General features: G+C 44.2%; 17 protein-coding genes and 1 pseudogene. 9 read left to right on the top strand and 9 right to left on the bottom strand.

The window, feature by feature from the left end; genetic code table 11:
• Positions 1-79 precede the first annotated feature (79 nt).
• The 5 genes from HW45_RS07010 to HW45_RS06990 all read right to left on the bottom strand — a co-directional run bounded on the left by HW45_RS07010 (position 80) and on the right by HW45_RS06990 (position 5035).
• Positions 80-685 (bottom strand): CDP-alcohol phosphatidyltransferase family protein, encoded by a 606-nt coding sequence (locus HW45_RS07010; protein ID WP_038225811.1) that lies wholly within the window; start codon positions 683-685, stop codon positions 80-82.
• Positions 679-1326, bottom strand: a complete 648-nt coding sequence (locus HW45_RS07005) for an ATP-binding cassette domain-containing protein (RefSeq protein WP_038225808.1) — start codon at positions 1324-1326, stop codon at positions 679-681. The genes HW45_RS07010 and HW45_RS07005 overlap by 7 nt, the downstream gene beginning before the upstream one ends.
• The gene (locus HW45_RS07000; RefSeq protein WP_038225805.1) at positions 1292-2998 is read right to left on the bottom strand and encodes an ABC transporter permease; all 1707 of its coding nucleotides are present in this window, start codon (positions 2996-2998) and stop codon (positions 1292-1294) included. The genes HW45_RS07005 and HW45_RS07000 overlap by 35 nt, the downstream gene beginning before the upstream one ends.
• Positions 2999-3020: 22 nt before the next feature.
• Positions 3021-4199 carry an ABC transporter substrate-binding protein gene (locus HW45_RS06995; RefSeq protein ID WP_038225803.1) on the bottom strand — a complete coding sequence of 393 codons (1179 nt, stop codon included), beginning with the start codon at positions 4197-4199 and terminating at the stop codon, positions 3021-3023.
• A gap of 551 nt (positions 4200-4750) precedes the next feature.
• A complete protein-coding gene (locus HW45_RS06990; RefSeq protein WP_038225800.1) occupies positions 4751-5035 on the bottom strand; it encodes a hypothetical protein in 285 nt (94 codons plus the stop codon).
• A gap of 273 nt (positions 5036-5308) precedes the next feature.
• Between HW45_RS06990 and HW45_RS06985 the strand changes: the two genes are divergently transcribed.
• Both HW45_RS06985 and HW45_RS06980 read left to right on the top strand, forming a co-directional pair.
• Complete coding sequence (locus HW45_RS06985; RefSeq protein WP_038225798.1) at positions 5309-6586, top strand: sensor domain-containing diguanylate cyclase; 1278 nt, start codon at positions 5309-5311, stop codon at positions 6584-6586.
• A gap of 394 nt (positions 6587-6980) precedes the next feature.
• On the top strand, positions 6981-8165 hold the full coding sequence (locus HW45_RS06980; RefSeq protein WP_038225797.1) for a D-alanyl-D-alanine carboxypeptidase family protein: 1185 nt from the start codon (positions 6981-6983) through the stop codon (positions 8163-8165).
• A 190-nt stretch (positions 8166-8355) separates the two neighbouring features.
• Here the strand turns inward: HW45_RS06980 and HW45_RS28765 are convergent.
• Positions 8356-8496 (bottom strand): annotated as a pseudogene (locus tag HW45_RS28765) (sugar-binding domain-containing protein); the annotation flags it as partial.
• A gap of 110 nt (positions 8497-8606) precedes the next feature.
• Between HW45_RS28765 and HW45_RS06975 the strand changes: the two are divergent.
• Complete coding sequence (locus tag HW45_RS06975; protein ID WP_031495766.1) at positions 8607-9119, top strand: M48 metallopeptidase family protein; 513 nt, start codon at positions 8607-8609, stop codon at positions 9117-9119.
• Positions 9100-10158 (top strand): 23S rRNA (adenine(1618)-N(6))-methyltransferase RlmF, encoded by a 1059-nt coding sequence (rlmF, locus tag HW45_RS06970; protein WP_038225796.1) that lies wholly within the window; start codon positions 9100-9102, stop codon positions 10156-10158. The genes HW45_RS06975 and rlmF overlap by 20 nt, the downstream gene beginning before the upstream one ends.
• Here rlmF and pilW read toward each other — a convergent pair.
• A complete protein-coding gene (gene pilW / locus HW45_RS06965; RefSeq protein WP_038225795.1) occupies positions 10150-10875 on the bottom strand; it encodes a type IV pilus biogenesis/stability protein PilW in 726 nt (241 codons plus the stop codon). The genes rlmF and pilW overlap by 9 nt on opposite strands.
• Before the next feature lie 250 nt (positions 10876-11125).
• On the opposite strand from pilW, the gene HW45_RS06960 reads away from it, so the two are divergent.
• Both HW45_RS06960 and HW45_RS06955 read left to right on the top strand, forming a co-directional pair.
• Positions 11126-12793: an AMP-binding protein gene (locus HW45_RS06960; protein ID WP_038225794.1), complete on the top strand. Its 1668-nt coding sequence runs from the start codon at positions 11126-11128 to the stop codon at positions 12791-12793.
• 94 nt (positions 12794-12887) lie between these two features.
• On the top strand, positions 12888-13139 hold the full coding sequence (locus tag HW45_RS06955; protein WP_006073778.1) for a DUF3081 domain-containing protein: 252 nt from the start codon (positions 12888-12890) through the stop codon (positions 13137-13139).
• Between the two features lie 93 nt (positions 13140-13232).
• Here HW45_RS06955 and metA read toward each other — a convergent pair whose 3' ends face one another.
• The gene (metA, locus tag HW45_RS06950) at positions 13233-14174 is read right to left on the bottom strand and encodes a homoserine O-acetyltransferase MetA (protein ID WP_038225793.1); all 942 of its coding nucleotides are present in this window, start codon (positions 14172-14174) and stop codon (positions 13233-13235) included.
• A 182-nt stretch (positions 14175-14356) separates the two neighbouring features.
• Here metA and HW45_RS06945 point away from each other — a divergent pair, with 182 nt between their 5' ends.
• The 3 genes from HW45_RS06945 (at position 14357) to HW45_RS06935 (ending at position 15571) form a co-directional block, all read left to right on the top strand.
• Complete coding sequence (locus HW45_RS06945; RefSeq protein ID WP_006073774.1) at positions 14357-14725, top strand: ATP-binding protein; 369 nt, start codon at positions 14357-14359, stop codon at positions 14723-14725.
• Between the two features lie 76 nt (positions 14726-14801).
• Positions 14802-15239: a DUF3859 domain-containing protein gene (locus HW45_RS06940; protein ID WP_006073772.1), complete on the top strand. Its 438-nt coding sequence runs from the start codon at positions 14802-14804 to the stop codon at positions 15237-15239.
• The gene (locus tag HW45_RS06935) at positions 15218-15571 is read left to right on the top strand and encodes a ribosome recycling factor family protein (protein WP_038225792.1); all 354 of its coding nucleotides are present in this window, start codon (positions 15218-15220) and stop codon (positions 15569-15571) included. The genes HW45_RS06940 and HW45_RS06935 overlap by 22 nt, the downstream gene beginning before the upstream one ends.
• Before the next feature lie 53 nt (positions 15572-15624).
• On the opposite strand, the gene HW45_RS06930 is transcribed toward HW45_RS06935, so the two are convergent.
• The gene (locus HW45_RS06930) at positions 15625-16731 is read right to left on the bottom strand and encodes a M20/M25/M40 family metallo-hydrolase (RefSeq protein WP_038225790.1); all 1107 of its coding nucleotides are present in this window, start codon (positions 16729-16731) and stop codon (positions 15625-15627) included.
• Positions 16732-16753 lie beyond the last annotated feature (22 nt).

The raw sequence follows: 16753 nt of genomic DNA, 5'->3' as shown, positions 1-16753 counted from the left end.
CCTTTCATCGTATTAACCGAAACAACTAATGCTGAATGTACCACAACAAAAGTGGGTTCTAACTTGATTTCGGTAGCGTTTATCGCAATGTGTGAAACCCTGAATAAATGCGAGTGAACGTTGTAAACCAGCACGCTGCACCGAAGACGAAAGCAATGGTAGCAAAATGTTCAGGTAATAAGCATAAAAGAACAAAGCAACCAATGGTCTCGGTACCTTCGGTAAGGCCACTCATATAATACAAAGATTTATGACGATAAACTGGATTCTCAATACCGCGTTTACCTGCCATCACAGCGAATGCCAAAAAGCTAGTTCCAGTGCCGATAAAAGAGAAAATCAAAAACGCGCCAGCAATGGCATTCTGCTCAGGGTTGGCAATAACAAAACCAAACGGTATCAATGAGTAGAATAAGAAATCTAAGCTTATATCTAAAAAACCTCCGGCATCTGAAATTCCTTGAATACGTGCTAAAGCGCCATCAAGACCGTCGCAAATTCGGTTTAACAAAATAAATATCAGGGCGATGGAATAATGCTCAAACGCTAAAGCAGGAAAAGCAAGGCAACCCAAAGCGAAGCCAAATAGTGTAGTTTGATTCGCTGTTATCCCTAATCGGTTAAGCACTCGTGCCGATTGAGATAACGGCCAGCGAATAACTTTGATACTAATTCTGTCTAACATGCTGCACTCTCCCAAGGCCATTTAAGGACTTGGCTGCCATCAGGAATATCATCCTCATCATGTGTGACCATTAAGGCAGGAATATTGGCACTGCGAAGCTGCTCCACAACCCAATCTCTGAATTGAACCCGCAGCTCTTTGTCGAGTTTACTGAATGGCTCATCAAGTAGGGCTGCCTTTGGTTCAGCGAGCAGCATTCGTGTTAAGCTGATGCGGGCACGTTGTCCTCCGGATAATTGCTCAGGGTAATGATTAGCCACACCATTGAGTTGGATACTAGCAAGAGCGTTCATTGCATGTTCTTGTCGTTCAGCCCCTTTAATTCGATTAGGCAAGGCGAAGGCAAGGTTCTCCCATACATTGAGATGAGGGAACAGCAGGTCATCTTGAAACAAAATTCCGACTTGTCTCTTGTGTGGTTCTAGCATGTCGATACGTTTGTCTTCGAGTAAAACTTGTCCTTGGTATACAAACTCCGACGACAGATGACCCGCAACGACGTCAAGCAGCGTGGATTTTCCACAACCACTTGGGCCCATTAGCGTCAATATCTCGCCCTGTTTTATGTTGAAACTGCAGTCAGAAAACAGCACCTCGCCTTCCTTCTTACGGATGGTGAGGTTTACCAGCGATAGTGTCATTAAATAAAAGTCCTTTGATCTTAATTCGTCGATAACGAGAGTGAATGCGATTAACCAATACGGCAACAGAGAAAAATAGTAGTGGTAATAAGGCTTGGAAGAGTGCATAGATGGCGGTGACTCTGCGATCGAATCCACTCGATAGGGCTACCGCTTCGGTTGTAATAGTGGCAACTCGACCCGCTCCTAATACCAGCGTAGGTAAGTATTGAGCAAGACTCACACTAATGCCTACCGCCCATGCAAATACCATTGCAGGGAAAAGAAGCGGCAATTTGACATGCAGCCAAGTATGAATAGGGCTCTTCCCAAGGCTCAGTGATACCTGGGTAAACTTACTATTGAAGCCGCGCCATGGCCCATCTAGTGCAAGGAAAACAAACGGGAAGGCGAAGAATACATGTGACCAACAAACCCAAAGCAAATAACTCGAATCACTAAGCAATAGCGTGGTAACTTGCAATCCGAACAGGATACTTAATTGCGGCAATAGCATGGGAATCGCAATGACGTAACCTGGGATATGTAAGCGATATTTATTGCGATACTCATGTCCTACAACAGCAAGTATGAGAGCAATCGTTGCCGAGATAAGCGCGATGGTTAAGCTCTGTGCCATCACTTCAAAAATACCGTCCCATTCGTATTCCCAGAAACGCATTGTATAACGGCTTGGTAAGACGTCCGGAAAACGCCAGCGCTGCGCAAATGTCCAAACGACCGTCAGAGGTATCATGGCGGCAACAATGGATACAAGTACAGTGAATATTGGTTTGCCAGGAATATGCAGCGATGTACGACCTGAATATTGCCATTGATTGCAAACGGTAACGACGAGATGCTCGATAAGACGAGCGATACCAATCAATATTGAGGCAATAGCAAACAGCACAACAGCACCAGCACTGGCGCGGGGAAGCAAGCTCAGGTCGGGGTCATTGAACCATTGCCAAACTAAGACCGCGAAGGTTGGCGGGTTAGTTGGTCCGATAATTAAAGCAACGTCGACGACGGATAAACTGTAGGCAATCACTGCGAGCATCGGGAATCGAATCTTAGTAAACCATTGTGGAAGTATGATTTTCCACCAAGCTGCACTTTCTGTGTATCCTAGTGATGCAGCGATACGCAGTGATTCACGGACTCTAAGTTGTCGTAGTATTGGGATGCTCATCAGCAGTATAAACGGCACTTCTTTGAGGGCTAGCATCAACGTCAAGCCAACGCCATAAGGATCCTTGACTAGCCAAGCTGAACTGGCAGAGTTTGCGTTTAGGTCCATTCCAAAAAGGTCAACGAAGGCTCTCGCGCCAAATCCGGTAGGAGAAAACAGAAAAGCAAAACCAATAGCAAAGGCGACGTGAGGCAGAGCAAGTAAAGGAGATAGCGATAGTTCGATTCGCTTCCACCATCTACTGTTCCAACAAGAGGCAATAATGGCAAAGGATAAGAAGCAGGCGAGATAGCTGCTCAGTATTGCGGAGCTAAATGTCAGCAAAATAGAAGTTTCTACGCCCTGCCATGCAAAGACCTGATTGAATCCGGCTAAATCAAAATGATGTAGACCTAAAGGGGGGATATAACCCAAAGAGGATACCACCACCCCAAGTAAACCAGGTACTGTAGGGAAAATGCAGACAACGACTAAACAGACGTACAACAGTCTAAGCATAATCTTATTATCTCGTAAGCCGTTAGCTGCCGTAGCGCTTGAGCCATTCTTGCTCAAGAGCGCTCTGCCAGCTTGGGTGAGGTTCGGCGACAGACTTAAATTGTTGAGTTTTCGCCGCACTGCCAGTGAGATATTGTTTGCTGAGTACCGAAGGGTCACCCCAAATTGCGATATCACCTTTTCGCGATTGCGCTTCTGGACTTAGTAGGAAGTTAATAGCGACTAGAGCCCCCGCTTTAGCATTAGCATTCCAAGGGATTGCAAGAAAATGGATGTTGGACAATGCGCCACTATCCATTGCATACACAGTAGTGGTATCGCTAAGGTTACCATTCGCTTGAGCAGAGTAGACAGCGTTTGGATTGAAAGTAATAGCGAGATCAAGCTGACCATCGTCTAGTAATTGGATTGTTTCAGCGGTTCCGGCAGGGAATTGTTTACCACCACGCCATGCAACCTTATGAAACTCATCCAGATAATCCCAAAGCGGCTTGGTGACGCCTTGAAAGTCAGCTTTTGAAACGGGCTTTGCTAACGCAGGATCGTTATCTGTAAGGTCAATTAACAGAGATTTCAAGAAGCTAGTACCATGAAACTCGGGCGGTTTAGGGTAGCTTAACTTATTCGGAAACGCTTTAGCGTAGTTGAGCATCTCCATATAAGACGTCGGTGGGTTATTGAGAGTTTGTGTATCGTGAATAAACACGAGTTGACCCACTCCCCAAGGCGCTTCAAGCCCCTCTGTTGGTTCTGAGAAGTCGCTGTCAACGGGAAGCGATTTATCGACGTATTGCCAGTTCGGAAGATTGGATACAAAAGGTCCATAAAGTAGGGCGTTGTCCTTCATGGATTTGAAGTTCTCACCATTAATCCACACCATATCGACACTGCCACCATCATTTTTTCCTGCTGCTTTTTCAGCGAGTAAACGAGAGCCAGTTTCGGCGATGTCGGTGACTTTTACGTGATTAAAGTTAACGCCATATTGGTCTTTAAGTTCTTTACCTGCCCACTGGAGGTAACGGTTAATTTCTTGGCTACCTCCCCATGCGTGAAAATAAACGGTTTGACCATTAGCATCGTCCAGTATGCTAATCCAGTCCATATTGGTTTGGTTTGCACTCAAAACGGGAAACGATAAAGCTGAGATGGAAAGCGCGAGAGTAGAAAGTACTGTGGATTTAAATCTTTTATTATTCATTCTGTTATCCGTTAAATATTGTTTGCGGCGAACCTTGCCTAGTTGTTAATAAATGATACTAAAGGTTGGCCTGTGATAATCAATAGCCTTATTACCATCTATAGAGGTGAGCCTTGAAAAAACCATCAGCCGCATAAGACCGAACAGAAAGGAAAGAAATTTCAGCGCGATTAATAAAGTTAATTCCAAGTAATTAGAGATGTCGTTGCTATGTCCACCAACTATCTTGAGTATAGTGTCAAAATTGATCGAGTAGCTGTTGTAGCTCCGTCGTAAATGGAGCTCTACACGAATGAACAAGCTGGCCACTTTCCAATACATCGATACGCACATGGGGGCACTGTAGACAGGAATGAAAGCACCGAATCTCATCCATGATCATATTTACGTGGTAAAACTCTACTTCAACTTGTGCAAAGGGCGTTTCTTCTAGGTCGTTAAATAACCTTAATTGAGTTGACATATCCATACGCCTGCTTGTTTTTAACTAAGGAATATCTACATGACCGTCAGTAGTTGGAATTCCTTTCATACAAATTTTACGTAGGGCGTTACTTTTTATTGATCACTCCGTTTCGAATTAAACCTCGCTTAACGCTTTGGCAAAGTTTGCCGAATCGACGAAGTTCCTCAAAATTAGGAGCTATGCCACGATTTAGAGAGGATTCCCAGTAACTAACTTCAGTTTCCACTAGTTCCATAAGCTTTTTCGGGCAGCCAATACAGGAATTCTCTGGACCACAGACGAAAGTGTCTTCAGCATAAAGGGGAAGTTCTTCTTTTACGGCTTGAATCAATTGTTGAGTTGCTTCAGTCAAGGATGGTTTTACGAGCATTTCACAGAACTAAAAGGCGGGACAAGTAGGCATCATAATTGAGCAATTCGAATGACAACATCCTACTAAGGGGTTAATTCATACGGGTGTATATTAGTGTCTCATTTTTGAGTAATTGGTTAATAATGGGTTTGTAAGCGCAGTGAATTGAACTAGTTTGATTCAGTATTAAATGACTAATAAAAATAACAGAGTAGCTTGTCACCCGTCAGTGCTTTTTTGTCATTGGCTTGCTTTGTTTTATATAACTGCTTGATTTAAAGCGAGAATGGTATGGATAGATATTCCGCTAAATTTGATCAATCGATTCATCGTCTTTTTGATATCACCCCAATACCCACGGTAGTGACATCGGTAGATGGTGGGTTGGAGTATACAAACCCTGCTTTGCATGCATTTCTTGGTTATAGCCAGAAAGAGCTAATGTCGTCTGAAGTCGTCATAACTCATCCTGAAGACTTGCACATTAACAAGAAGGTACGGGCCCAATTGGTGGAAAATCCGACGCAGTCGGTCCAAGTACACAAACGTTACCTCCACAAAGACGGACATTCTATTCCCGCTTTACTGAATATGGCTGCCGAGGTCGATGAATATGGAAATGCCTGCCGCTTTTTATCACAGATAGTAGATTTATCTGGAGTCCGTCAATCTCAGGCTGCTGAGTTGCTGTTAGACCAACTAGTTCAGAAGTCCCATGATGCGATTTATGTTGTTGATAGAGAGTCTGGACAGATTTTAAATTGCAATGAATTGGGATATAAGCGACTCGGGTACACTAAGCAAGAGTTACTAAAGTTAACGGTTCCTGATATCAACCCGATGTTCAGTAAAAATCTGACGTGGGGAGAGCACGTTAGGAACATGAAACAGTCCCCTCATCAGTTTGTTGAGGCCACACATCGGCGCAAGGACGGTAGTGAACTACCTATTGAGGCTAATGTCAGTATGGTCGAATTTAATGGCGAGTACTATCTATTGGCCATAGTTCGGGACATATCAGAGCGCAAGGCTAGGGAGCAACAGGTAATTGAAGCTCAAAACTTGGACCCGCTCACTAATCTTCCAAATCGTAGGTTGTTGAATGCCAAACTCGAATCTGTAGTATCGGAATCCAGTAAACGGCTTGAGAAATTAGCGTTTATGTACCTCGACATAGACAATTTCAAACAGCTGAATGATCATTATGGGCATGCAGCTGGCGATCAAGTTTTGGTTTGTTTGGCCAGTAGGCTCAGAGACTTTACACGCCAGTCAGATTTGGTTGCTCGATTAGGAGGAGACGAATTTTTGATAGTACTTCCTGGTCTGAATAGTCAAGAGCACGTTTTGGGTATAGCGAATCACATTCTTCAGGTGGTTTCTCATACTATTTTGTTGCCTAGCGGTGAAGAGATACAACCCGCATTGAGTTTAGGCGCCACACTATGCTTCAGTTTTGATTTAGATTTATCAGATGCTATTTCTACTGCGGACAAGGCGATGTATCAAGCGAAAAAGCAAGCTGGTTCATCTAGCCACTACATAAGCTCGAAGAATTACCCGTTCTGATTGTTACAAAGTATTTTACTCCAATCTAATGTGTCTTCTGCTTTGATGAGAGAAGAAGCTGTCTATGTCATGAGTATGTAGTTTTTGTAAAAACTATCTTCATATCTATGTCAATGAAGGCTGGTGATTGCTGGAATGATATATCTTGTGGGCGGCTTCTTAGCGCTTTAGGCGTTTTGGTGAGCTAAAAATCATACTGGATTTAAAACTGAGGGCAGGTAATAAATTTTACAAAAATTCTGAGCTAACTTGCGAATATTATTCTAGTTTGTGGGTAGGGGGAAAGAAACCTTTCTGCTCCGTGTTGACACCGATGTTTCAAATGACGAGTTGTAGTCAAGATTCCCTAAATCGGTGGTTCAATGGAGTGCTCACAGAATAAGGAGTCCGTGAGATGAATAAAACTATGTCACTGCTGTTTGCGTCTTTAGCCTTGAGTTCATCGGTGTCTGTCGCGGCGTTGGTGACACCAAACCCACCCACACTTAATGCCAAAGGCTACGTTCTCATGGACTATCAGTCCGGAGCTATACTCGTGGGAGGCAACCAAGATGCCGCTTTAGCGCCTGCCAGTTTAACAAAATTGATGACTGCTTATGTAGTTGGTAAAGAAATCGAAAACGGCCGCACTTCTTGGGATAGCAAAGTAGCGGTAAGTGAGAACGCATGGTCAGTTAAATTTCCAGATTCTTCCAAAATGTTCATTAAGCCAGGTGACAACGTCACGGTGTCGGACCTACTACGTGGTTTGATTGTTCAATCAGGAAATGATGCCGCGGTCGCACTTGCCGAACATGTAGCCGGGACGGAAAGTGGTTTCGTTGCCTTGATGAATCAATGGGCAGTGAACTTGGGTATGAACAGTACTCAGTTCATTAACGCTCATGGCTTAGATGGGCAGGGGATTCACACTACGCCAAACGATATGGCTATATTGATGAGAAAGATCATCGAAGATGTGCCTGAGGTTTATGAAATATACTCTGAAAAACGCTTTGTTTGGGCGGATATTAAGCAATACAACCGTAATCGACTGCTATGGGATAACTCTCTTAATGTCGACGGTGGAAAAACCGGATATACCTCAGATGCAGGGTATAGCTTAGTTAGTTCAGCGACACAAGGGCAGATGCGTCTGATTTCCGTAGTTATGGGGACACCGAGTACGCAAACTCGCGTGGAAGCATCAAGACAGCTACTCAATTACGGTTTCCGTTTTTATGAAACAGACCAACTTGCCGTAGCGGACGAAAGTGAAGCGACGATTAGAGTTTGGAAAGGGAAAAACGCCAATATTGACGTGGGGTTTGACCATGATGTTTATGCGACTTACCTGCGCGGTAACAGCCGTGGAGTGACGAAGGAAACCGAAATCTACGCACCGTTGGTTGCTCCCGTGAAACAGGGGGATATCATTGGTAATGTCACTTGGAGTGTTGGTAATGATGAAATTGCCTCGGAGCCTCTGATTGCCATGTCTAATGTAGAGCAAGGCTCTATTTTTAAACGAGCATGGGACTCTGTTGTTCTTTGGTTTAAGTCTTTGTTTTCTGATACAAAAGGGTTGTGGGAGAGCTAATTTTTCTAAATTAGCTAGAAAAGAGGTTCCGGTACTTACTTCCTTGAAAGGTAGGTACATACCATCCATTTACCTCCGACCTTTTGGCCTCCAATAACCGTCGCTCCTGCTATCATTGGTGGTAGCAATCCGTTAGGTAGCCACAAAATGAAGCCGTGCAATGCACTAGTTGTTACATTGCACGGCTATTTTATTGCTGAGCGTCTAAATTAAGAATGGTGATAGCGTTGGCGACGCTAGTCGCTAGTATGTCTACCGCTCCGGTGCGCAAAGCCCCAACAATAGACAGTGGTTTACTGCTTTCTGCAGCAATGGCGATTACCTGTGGGATTTTTTGCTTGTTGGTTTAGAGCAGTTAGATTGGCAGAACCATCTTATGGCTTTCAAAAAGGGACTTCTATAGAATGGCGACAAACTTAACCTAGGATGCGCTAAAAGCGGATGAATAGTAGTCTCAAATACATTGCGGGGTATCCGCAAAACCTTATTGAACAAGTATCTTCACTAATAGAAAGCGGACGTTTTGTCACGTGGTTTGAAAAGCGTTATCCCGAACGTCATCAAATCCAAAGTGAAAAAGCCTTATTCGACTACACCATGGATATCAAGCAGCGCTACATGAAAAAAACAGCGCCGATTTCAAAAGTCATTTGGGACAACAAAATTCACTTGATAAATAACGCGCTTGGTTTGCACACCTATGTGTCCCGCTCTCATGGCGGCAAGCTAAAATCTAAGAACGAAATTCGCATTGCTAGCGTGTTTAAGCATGCGCCGGAGCCGTTGTTGCGGATGCTAGTGGTGCACGAACTTGCTCATATCAAAGAAAAAGAGCACGACAAATCGTTTTACCAATTATGCTGTCATATGGAGCCTGACTATCACCAGTTAGAGTTCGATGCGCGCCTATTTATGATCTATCAGGAACTTAAGCATGAAGCCCGACAACAATAAACGTGCTCAGAGCAAATCGGGTCACACTAAGAAGAACAAAAAGGTGAGCTCAGAAACCACGCTAGTTAAGCGTCATGCAGAGGGTCTTCACAAAGACAATTTACACGATGGACGCTACGATTTTGTAAAGCTCACGCAGGCACTCCCTGAACTGAAGGACTATGTTATCAGCAATCCTAAAGGGGAGGCGACGATTATATTCTCTGATCCTGCTTCGGTTAAGCTCCTCAATCGCGCTCTGCTCAAGGCCTACTATGGTATAAACTTTTGGGACATTCCTGAGAGTTACTTGTGTCCTCCTATCCCCGGCAGAGCAGATTATGTTCATCGACTTAATGAGTGGCTGCAATATGACTTAATGCGAGAGCAGTCTGAGAAAGCTCGTCTTAAGGTTAAAGCGCTTGATATTGGCACTGGCGCAAACTGCATCTATCCGATTGTTGGTGCGACGCGTCATCACTGGAATTGGATAGGATCGGATATCGACCCTGTCTCGGTGAGTTGTGCCAAAGAAATCGTCAATAATAACGACAAACTGGCGCGGAAAATTGAGATTCGTCATCAGCAAAACAACAATCATATCTTTGCTGGTGTGATTGCTCCTGATGATTTCTTCGTCGCGACCACTTGCAATCCGCCTTTCCATAAATCGATGGAAGACGCGCAAAAAGGCACAGAGCGAAAAAACAACAATCTCTCGAAAAACCAAAAGTCGCGTGGTCAGTCCGGTGCGACCAAGTTGAATGGGAAGCTCAATTTTGGCGGACAAAATGCAGAACTGTGGTGTCCCGGAGGAGAGGAAGCATTTGTCCTCAATATGGCTCAGGAAAGTAAAGACTTTGCATCACAAGTGATTTGGTTTAGCACCTTACTGTCCAAAAAAGACAATATCCGCCCACTCAGAAAGCGTCTAGAAAAACTAGGTGTCTCTGAAATCGTGATTCAAGAAATGGCACAAGGGCAGAAGAAAAGTCGTTTCTTGGCATGGACGTTCATGTCGGCAGAAGAAAGACAAGATAGGGTCAAAGCACTACTTTAATACGTTAACTTGCTCAAGCAACGCTTGGTACTTGTTGACTAACATCCAGTTCTCCGATTTTCGCTCAAGCTCGATTAATAACACGAGGTTGTTTCGCTGATAACCATAACGTTGGCTAAAGTCGAGCAATCTCAATCGAGCTTGATGCAATTGGTCCTGTTCTATTTCTAACGCCGCTAATTGTAAACTAGAGGTTGGACGCAGCGGTTGGTGTTCAACTGACTTGCTGAAATAGTATTTGGCTTGATGACTCTTTCGCGCTTTTAGAGCGCATAACCCCGCATTTTCATAGGTTTCGGCGACAGCATAATAATTAGGCTTGTCGATCGCTTGATTAAATAAGACATCAGCCCTTTGAAATTCCCCTTGCTTACACAAAAAAGTACCATAGTTATTGTAAACATTGCCGTTGTTTGGATGTTCATCAAGTGTTTTCTTGTATAGCTCTGCCGCTCTATCAACTTCTCCGACTACATCGAGATAGTACGCTAAAGACAAACTGCTTTTGTAGTAGTGGGGTGCATATTTCATGGCTTTTTCTAAGCTTTGACGTGCTTTGGAATACTGTTCAAGTTTGACGTAGTTAAGACCCAAAGCAATACGTGTATCAGCCATATCTATGGGGCTGTGTTGAGCATTGCTATTATCCTCATGCACGGTAACACAACCACTTAATATCATCGATGCGAGCATTACGATATGAGTATGGATTTTCATAGTTCTGTCCCAAATTCCTAAATGTCATACTGTGATTTTGTTCCGATCATCATAAGTAGATGCCGGAACTAACGTAGGAAAACGGGGTAACTGTGCGAGCGAATCGTCAAAACTCAATGATGGTTGTGAAGTGCGTGCAAATCATTTTGCTTATAAAGTAGCCATTTAAGATAGAATAATGACTCTAATCTATATCTATTGTGTGAACTTCGTTAGAGTACTCGAGACAAAATAAATAGGTGTAATAGCAATGAGCACAAATAACAAACCTTGGTTAAAGACGTACCCCGATGATGTTCCTGAGTTTGTCGATATCGACCAATACACCAACATCAATGAGATGTTCGTTAAGCCGTTCGAGCAATTCGCGGACAACACAGCGTTTGTCAACATGGGACATTCACTCACGTATCGCGACTTAAACGAGAAAAGTGATGCCTTTGCTGCCTATCTTCAGAACGAACTTAGGGCGAAAAAGGGCGATAGAATTGCTCTGATGATGCCGAACTTACTGCAATATCCGATCACCATTCTTGGTGCATTGAAGGCAGGACTTGTTGTGGTTAACGTCAACCCACTTTATACGCCAAGAGAACTTGAGCATCAGTTGCGTGACTCAGGTGCGACGATCATTGTGGCAGTGACTAACTTTGGCAACAGCTTACAACAGGTGATTGCTAAGACCAGCATCAAGCATGTCATCTTGACGAGCATTGGTGATGAACTTGCGCCACATAAACGAACGCTAGTAAATTTTGTGGTTAAGTACGTGAAAAAAATGGTGCCTAAGTACCATTTGCCAGGGGCGATTTCATTGAGACGTGCGCTTACTGACGGTAAACGTATGGACTTTAACCCTCCTGTGATTGAAAGCAGTGACCTTGCTTATCTGCAGTACACTGGCGGCACCACAGGTCTTGCGAAAGGCGCAATGCTAACCCACAGAAACATCATTGCGAACGTGCTGCAAGTCTATGGCCATTTCGGTCCTAGAACCTCGAAAGACAAAGAGCGTGCGGTAACTCCTTTACCGCTTTACCACATCTTTGCCAATTCAGTCAGTATGATGTTGATGATGTACATGGGTGGTAGCAATCTTTTGATCACGAATCCTCGTGATTTGAATAGTTTTGTCAATGACTTAAGTAAATATCCGTTCACGATGATATTTGGGCTTAATACGTTATTTGCTGCATTGAACAATCACGCCAAATTTAGAGAGTTGGATTTCTCCAATGCTGAGTTCACCATTGCTGGTGGCATGGCTACTCAAAAACACATCGCAGACGAATGGCAAAAGATTACAGGGATGCCAATCATTGAAGGCTACGGTTTGACGGAATGCTCGCCTGTAGTCGCAGGTGGTGTTCATACGCAGCAGTCCTACGTGCCTGCGGTAGGAGTGCCCTTGCCAAGTACCGAACTGCGTATCGTAGATGAAAACGGTCAGCCACTGGGTGTAAATGAAGTCGGAGAGATTCAAATCCGTGGTGACCAAGTAATGAAAGGCTATTGGAAGCAAGAAGCGGAAACCAACGCTATCTTAACCAAAGATGGCTGGTTGTATTCGGGCGATATTGGTCGTATGGACGAAGACGGTATCTTTTATATCGAAGACCGTAAGAAAGATATGATTTTGGTCTCTGGATTCAATGTGTTCCCAACGGAAATTGAAGAGGTAGCGACGCTACACCCGAAAATTGTTGAGGCTGCAGCGGTAGGCGTGCCTGATGATGTAGCTGGGGAACGCGTCAAGTTAATCGTAGTGACTAGTGGTCCAGTTACCGTTGATGACATTAAAAAGCACTGCCGTCAACATCTCACAGGATACAAGATCCCTAAAGTAATTGAGTTTAGAGATGAGCTGCCAAAAACCAACGTGGGTAAAATATTACGTCGAGTTCTACGTGATGAATAAGATCGGACAGCTCACGCAATAGTCGGATAAAATTGGCGCTCTGCATATTCATAAGCCACACTTTTAGTGTGGCTTTGTTTATTAGGAGGCAGCGATGAAAAACGAACTGGATCCCGGAAAAGTACTTCAAGCCTACGACAACATAATGGAACATGGCGCTGATACAGAGTTTGGCAAGATCTATGGCGGTGTTGAAGCGTTCTCAGATTATGATGGTTATAACGTGTATATGAGAGGTAATGGTGTAGAGCTGAAAGTGGGCTTTCACAATACCTATCATTTGGAATACGACCAAGAACACTTGCGTGATAGCTTTTTGAAAAAAGTAGCGTTATTGGCGAAGTAAAATCGTAGGAAAGCAGATGATATCTCCCCAATAGCTGGGGAGATAGGTAGATATTGCCGCAATAGGATTTAGAAAGTAGGTCGCAAGACTGCCTTACTCGTCTGTGGTAAACGCATCTGCACTGAAGTGTTCCAAATCGTAAGGCGTTTGCTGGTATACACAGTAGTTGAGCCAGTTGGCAAACAATAAGTGCCCATGACTTCGCCAGCTCGCGATAGGTTTATTATCAGGGTTGTTGTTCGGATAATAATTGACCGGAATTGCGGGCTCCATACCTTCACCAAGGTCACGGACATACTCGCCGTGTAGAGTGTGTGAGTCGTACTCAGGGTGACCTGTCACAAATACATTTCGTTTGTCCTTGGTTGCCGCAAGGTAGACACCTGCTACATCTGAGGTCGCTAGGATATCTAGATCGGTATGTGACTCCAGATACTCGGGCGAGAAATCCGCATAGCGCGAATGGGGGGCAAGGAAAGAATCATCAAAACCACGCAGTAGCGGGTGGTATTGATGCTGAATAGTATGGTGGTAAACGCCCGACAGTTTCTCTTTGCGAGTTCTTTTCGGCAGATCGAATAACAGCTTCAGTCCCGCTTGAGCCGCCCAGCACACATACAAGGTAGAGGTCACGTGCTTGTTGGCCCAATTCATAATGGTTTGCAGATGTTCCCAGTAAATCACGTCTTCAAATTGAACTAGACCGAGTGGTGCTCCGGTAATAATAAGTCCATCGAAGTTACGATCTTTGATCGTTTCAAACTGACGGTAGAAGGTATCTAGGTGTTCCGTTGGTGTGTTCTTGCTTGGTCTGTCATCAATGCGCAGCAGCTCGACATCAACTTGTAGTGGACTATTAGAAAGCAATCTTAGGAACTGGGTTTCCGTTTCAATTTTCTTTGGCATCAAATTGAGGATCAGTACTTTGAGTGGTCGAATTTCCTGCGTGGCAGCACGCGTCTCCGACATCACGAAGATATTTTCGTTTCTCAATACGTTGGATGCAGGCAGTTGATCGGGAATCTTAATTGGCACAGCTTTCTCCCTAAGCTAATGTTTGGTCATCTGGACGTCTATACATCTAAAGTTAACGCAAACGTTTTTGCTTGTCGATAGTTAATTTTAGTTCAATTCGAGTATGACCAACGAATCAAACCGTGTACTGAGCCTGAAATTGGGTACAATGCTTGGTTCTATATGTTTGAAGGTACCAGCAATTGAAATTGACGCTAATCCGTGGCTTACCTGGCTCAGGAAAAACAACGTTAGCAAAGACATATGATGCACAACATTTCGAAGCCGACATGTATTTTGTTAATGTTCACGGAGACTACTGCTATGATCCTGACTTGATTGAACAAGCACATTTGTGGTGCCAGAAGCAGGTCGAACAGGCTCTTGCCAAAGGTGAGAATGTAGTAGTGGCAAATACCTTCGTGCGACGTTGGGAAATGAAGGCGTATAAAACGCTAGCGCAGCAATTCAATGCGGATTTGGAAATTATCGTTTGTAACGGTAAATACCAAAATATCCATGGAGTTAGTGATGCTGTCATTGCTAAAATGCGTGCTCGCTGGCAAGACTGAACGCATGAAATGTAGCGCAGTGTCGTGATAATGATGTATCAAATAATGCTGATCAAATTAAAGGCTCAATGGGACAATGGCTAAACGTTCACCCGTCATCGAAATGACGTCTTATGGTATTTATTCTACTTGGGATTCCGGCTCTAAAGAGCTGCCTAAAATTCAAGATTTCACCACCATAGTGCCAGCCGATGAGCACATTGAATTTGGCTTTATTGTTAATATCAAAAAGGCCAAAGGGGAGCGCGTTCGATACTGTATTTACCATCCTGGCATCCTTGGTAAGAAAGGGCAGGTGTTGGAACCTTTTGATGGTGAAGAGCATATCGGCAGTAATGATTGGGACTTCTATCTGGGGGACACCATTCAGCTGCTTCACCCTATCGATGGCTTTGAAAGCAATCTAGGGGAGTGGCGCATGGTACTTGAAATGCAAGGACGTGTGGTTGCGGAGAAGAAGTTCAAAGTAACAGCAAGAGATGAAGGTCAGTTTTGGAAAAATCGCGGCTTTTAATATCAGTTCGTCTTAATAGCTTCGTCCATCGAGTTGAGGATAAAGCACAGGTTATCTCAAGCGCTTCCCAATCCGGATGCACGCTCAAACGCATCCGCCGCTCACGCAATTGGCTCGTTACTGGTCGCAAAGAACAACTGGCGTCGTTCGCATTAGATGCCAGTGTAGGTTGGATATCGGTTGCGATAGAGAAAGTGTTATCGGAGTATAAGTCACCCATTCAACAAGTATTAGAGCGAAACCCTGAAGTAACCATTGCAGAATTGATGCATGAGTCGGGTTGTACTTTAGTGGAAGCTCGTGCCGCCATTGATGAATATGAGGGGCTATAAAAAACGCTGCATTCCACAGGTGTGAAATGCAGCGCTAAGTTCTATTGCTAGATTTAAGCCGTTACGTAGCCAATAACGAAGTCAGTGATTTTCACCATATCGTCAATAGCGATGTACTCTTCAGTAGTATGAACTTTTGCCATACCAGTAGAAAGGTTTACAGTTGTTAGACCTTTACCGTTGAAGTTGTTCGCGTCACTACCACCACCAGTGTGTTTTGTGTTGGCTTCGATGCCGTTTGCTTTAAAGACTTGTTTAACCTTCAGAACGTGTGCGTCGTCTTCTGCGATAACAAAAGCGTCGTAGGCACGTGTTGATTCGATCTCGACTTCTGCACCGAATTTCTCAGCCGACGCTTGGAAAGTATCAACCATATGCTTAACTTGAGCGGTTAGCTTGTCGCTGTTTAGTGAACGTGCTTCGGCAACCACAGTTAGCTCTGGCATTACGATGTTAGTTGCTTGGCCACCGTTAACAGAACCGATGTTTGCTGTAGTTTCTGAATCGATGCGAAGCAGCTTCATGTTTGCGATAGCATCTGCGGCAACCATTGCTGCGCTGATGCCTTCTTCGGGAGCTAGACCTGCGTGAGCTGGGCGACCTTTGATTTTAGCAACAATTTTTTGTTGGCCCGGAGCACCCGTTACGATGGTTCCGATTGGGCCACCAGTATCAAGTACTATCGCGTTGTTTGATTGGATGTAGGACATATCGAAGTGTTCCGAACCGAACAGGCCACCTTCTTCGTGAACGGTGAAAGCGACTTCGATAGTTTTATGTTCACGGTTTTGCTCTTTAAGGCAACGTACCGCTTCCATTACTGCTGCAATACCAGACTTGTCGTCTCCACCAAGAATCGTATCGCCCTTTGAGCGAATAATACCGTCTTCAATGATTGGCTCGATCCCAATACCTGGAGTTACTGTGTCCATGTGAGCACTGAATACAATGCTACCGTCAAGCGTACCTTCAAGGCGACCATATACATTAAACCCATTGGTATACTGTTCTGGTACAGGAAGTTTGCTTACGGCGAAACCTAGCTCACCCAGCTGTTCAGCAATAGCTTCAGCAATGGCTTTTTCATTGCCAGATTCGCTGTCGATTTTAACAAGATCAAAGAAGTGGTTAACAAGGCGGTCGGTATTTACTAGTGTCATAGGATTACTTCACGTTATGAAA

This window comes from Vibrio sp. ER1A (assembly GCF_000733315.1).
GTDB lineage: Bacteria > Pseudomonadota > Gammaproteobacteria > Enterobacterales > Vibrionaceae > Vibrio > Vibrio mediterranei.
This window is presented reverse-complemented; position numbering and strand designations above follow the sequence as displayed.

Excerpts from the sequence above, each read along its gene's own strand:
- HW45_RS07010 (WP_038225811.1), bottom strand. The coding sequence starts at position 685 with ATGTTAGACAGAATTAGTATCAAAGTTATTCGCTGGCCGTTATCTCAA.
- HW45_RS07005 (WP_038225808.1), bottom strand. The coding sequence starts at position 1,326 with ATGACACTATCGCTGGTAAACCTCACCATCCGTAAGAAGGAAGGCGAG.
- HW45_RS07000 (WP_038225805.1), bottom strand. The coding sequence starts at position 2,998 with ATGCTTAGACTGTTGTACGTCTGTTTAGTCGTTGTCTGCATTTTCCCT.
- HW45_RS06995 (WP_038225803.1), bottom strand. The coding sequence starts at position 4,199 with ATGAATAATAAAAGATTTAAATCCACAGTACTTTCTACTCTCGCGCTT.
- HW45_RS06990 (WP_038225800.1), bottom strand. The coding sequence starts at position 5,035 with ATGCTCGTAAAACCATCCTTGACTGAAGCAACTCAACAATTGATTCAA.
- HW45_RS06985 (WP_038225798.1), top strand. The coding sequence starts at position 5,309 with ATGGATAGATATTCCGCTAAATTTGATCAATCGATTCATCGTCTTTTT.
- HW45_RS06980 (WP_038225797.1), top strand. The coding sequence starts at position 6,981 with ATGAATAAAACTATGTCACTGCTGTTTGCGTCTTTAGCCTTGAGTTCA.
- HW45_RS06975 (WP_031495766.1), top strand. The coding sequence starts at position 8,607 with ATGAATAGTAGTCTCAAATACATTGCGGGGTATCCGCAAAACCTTATT.
- rlmF (WP_038225796.1), top strand. The coding sequence starts at position 9,100 with ATGAAGCCCGACAACAATAAACGTGCTCAGAGCAAATCGGGTCACACT.
- pilW (WP_038225795.1), bottom strand. The coding sequence starts at position 10,875 with ATGAAAATCCATACTCATATCGTAATGCTCGCATCGATGATATTAAGT.
- HW45_RS06960 (WP_038225794.1), top strand. The coding sequence starts at position 11,126 with ATGAGCACAAATAACAAACCTTGGTTAAAGACGTACCCCGATGATGTT.
- HW45_RS06955 (WP_006073778.1), top strand. The coding sequence starts at position 12,888 with ATGAAAAACGAACTGGATCCCGGAAAAGTACTTCAAGCCTACGACAAC.
- HW45_RS06940 (WP_006073772.1), top strand. The coding sequence starts at position 14,802 with ATGGCTAAACGTTCACCCGTCATCGAAATGACGTCTTATGGTATTTAT.
- HW45_RS06930 (WP_038225790.1), bottom strand. The coding sequence starts at position 16,731 with ATGACACTAGTAAATACCGACCGCCTTGTTAACCACTTCTTTGATCTT.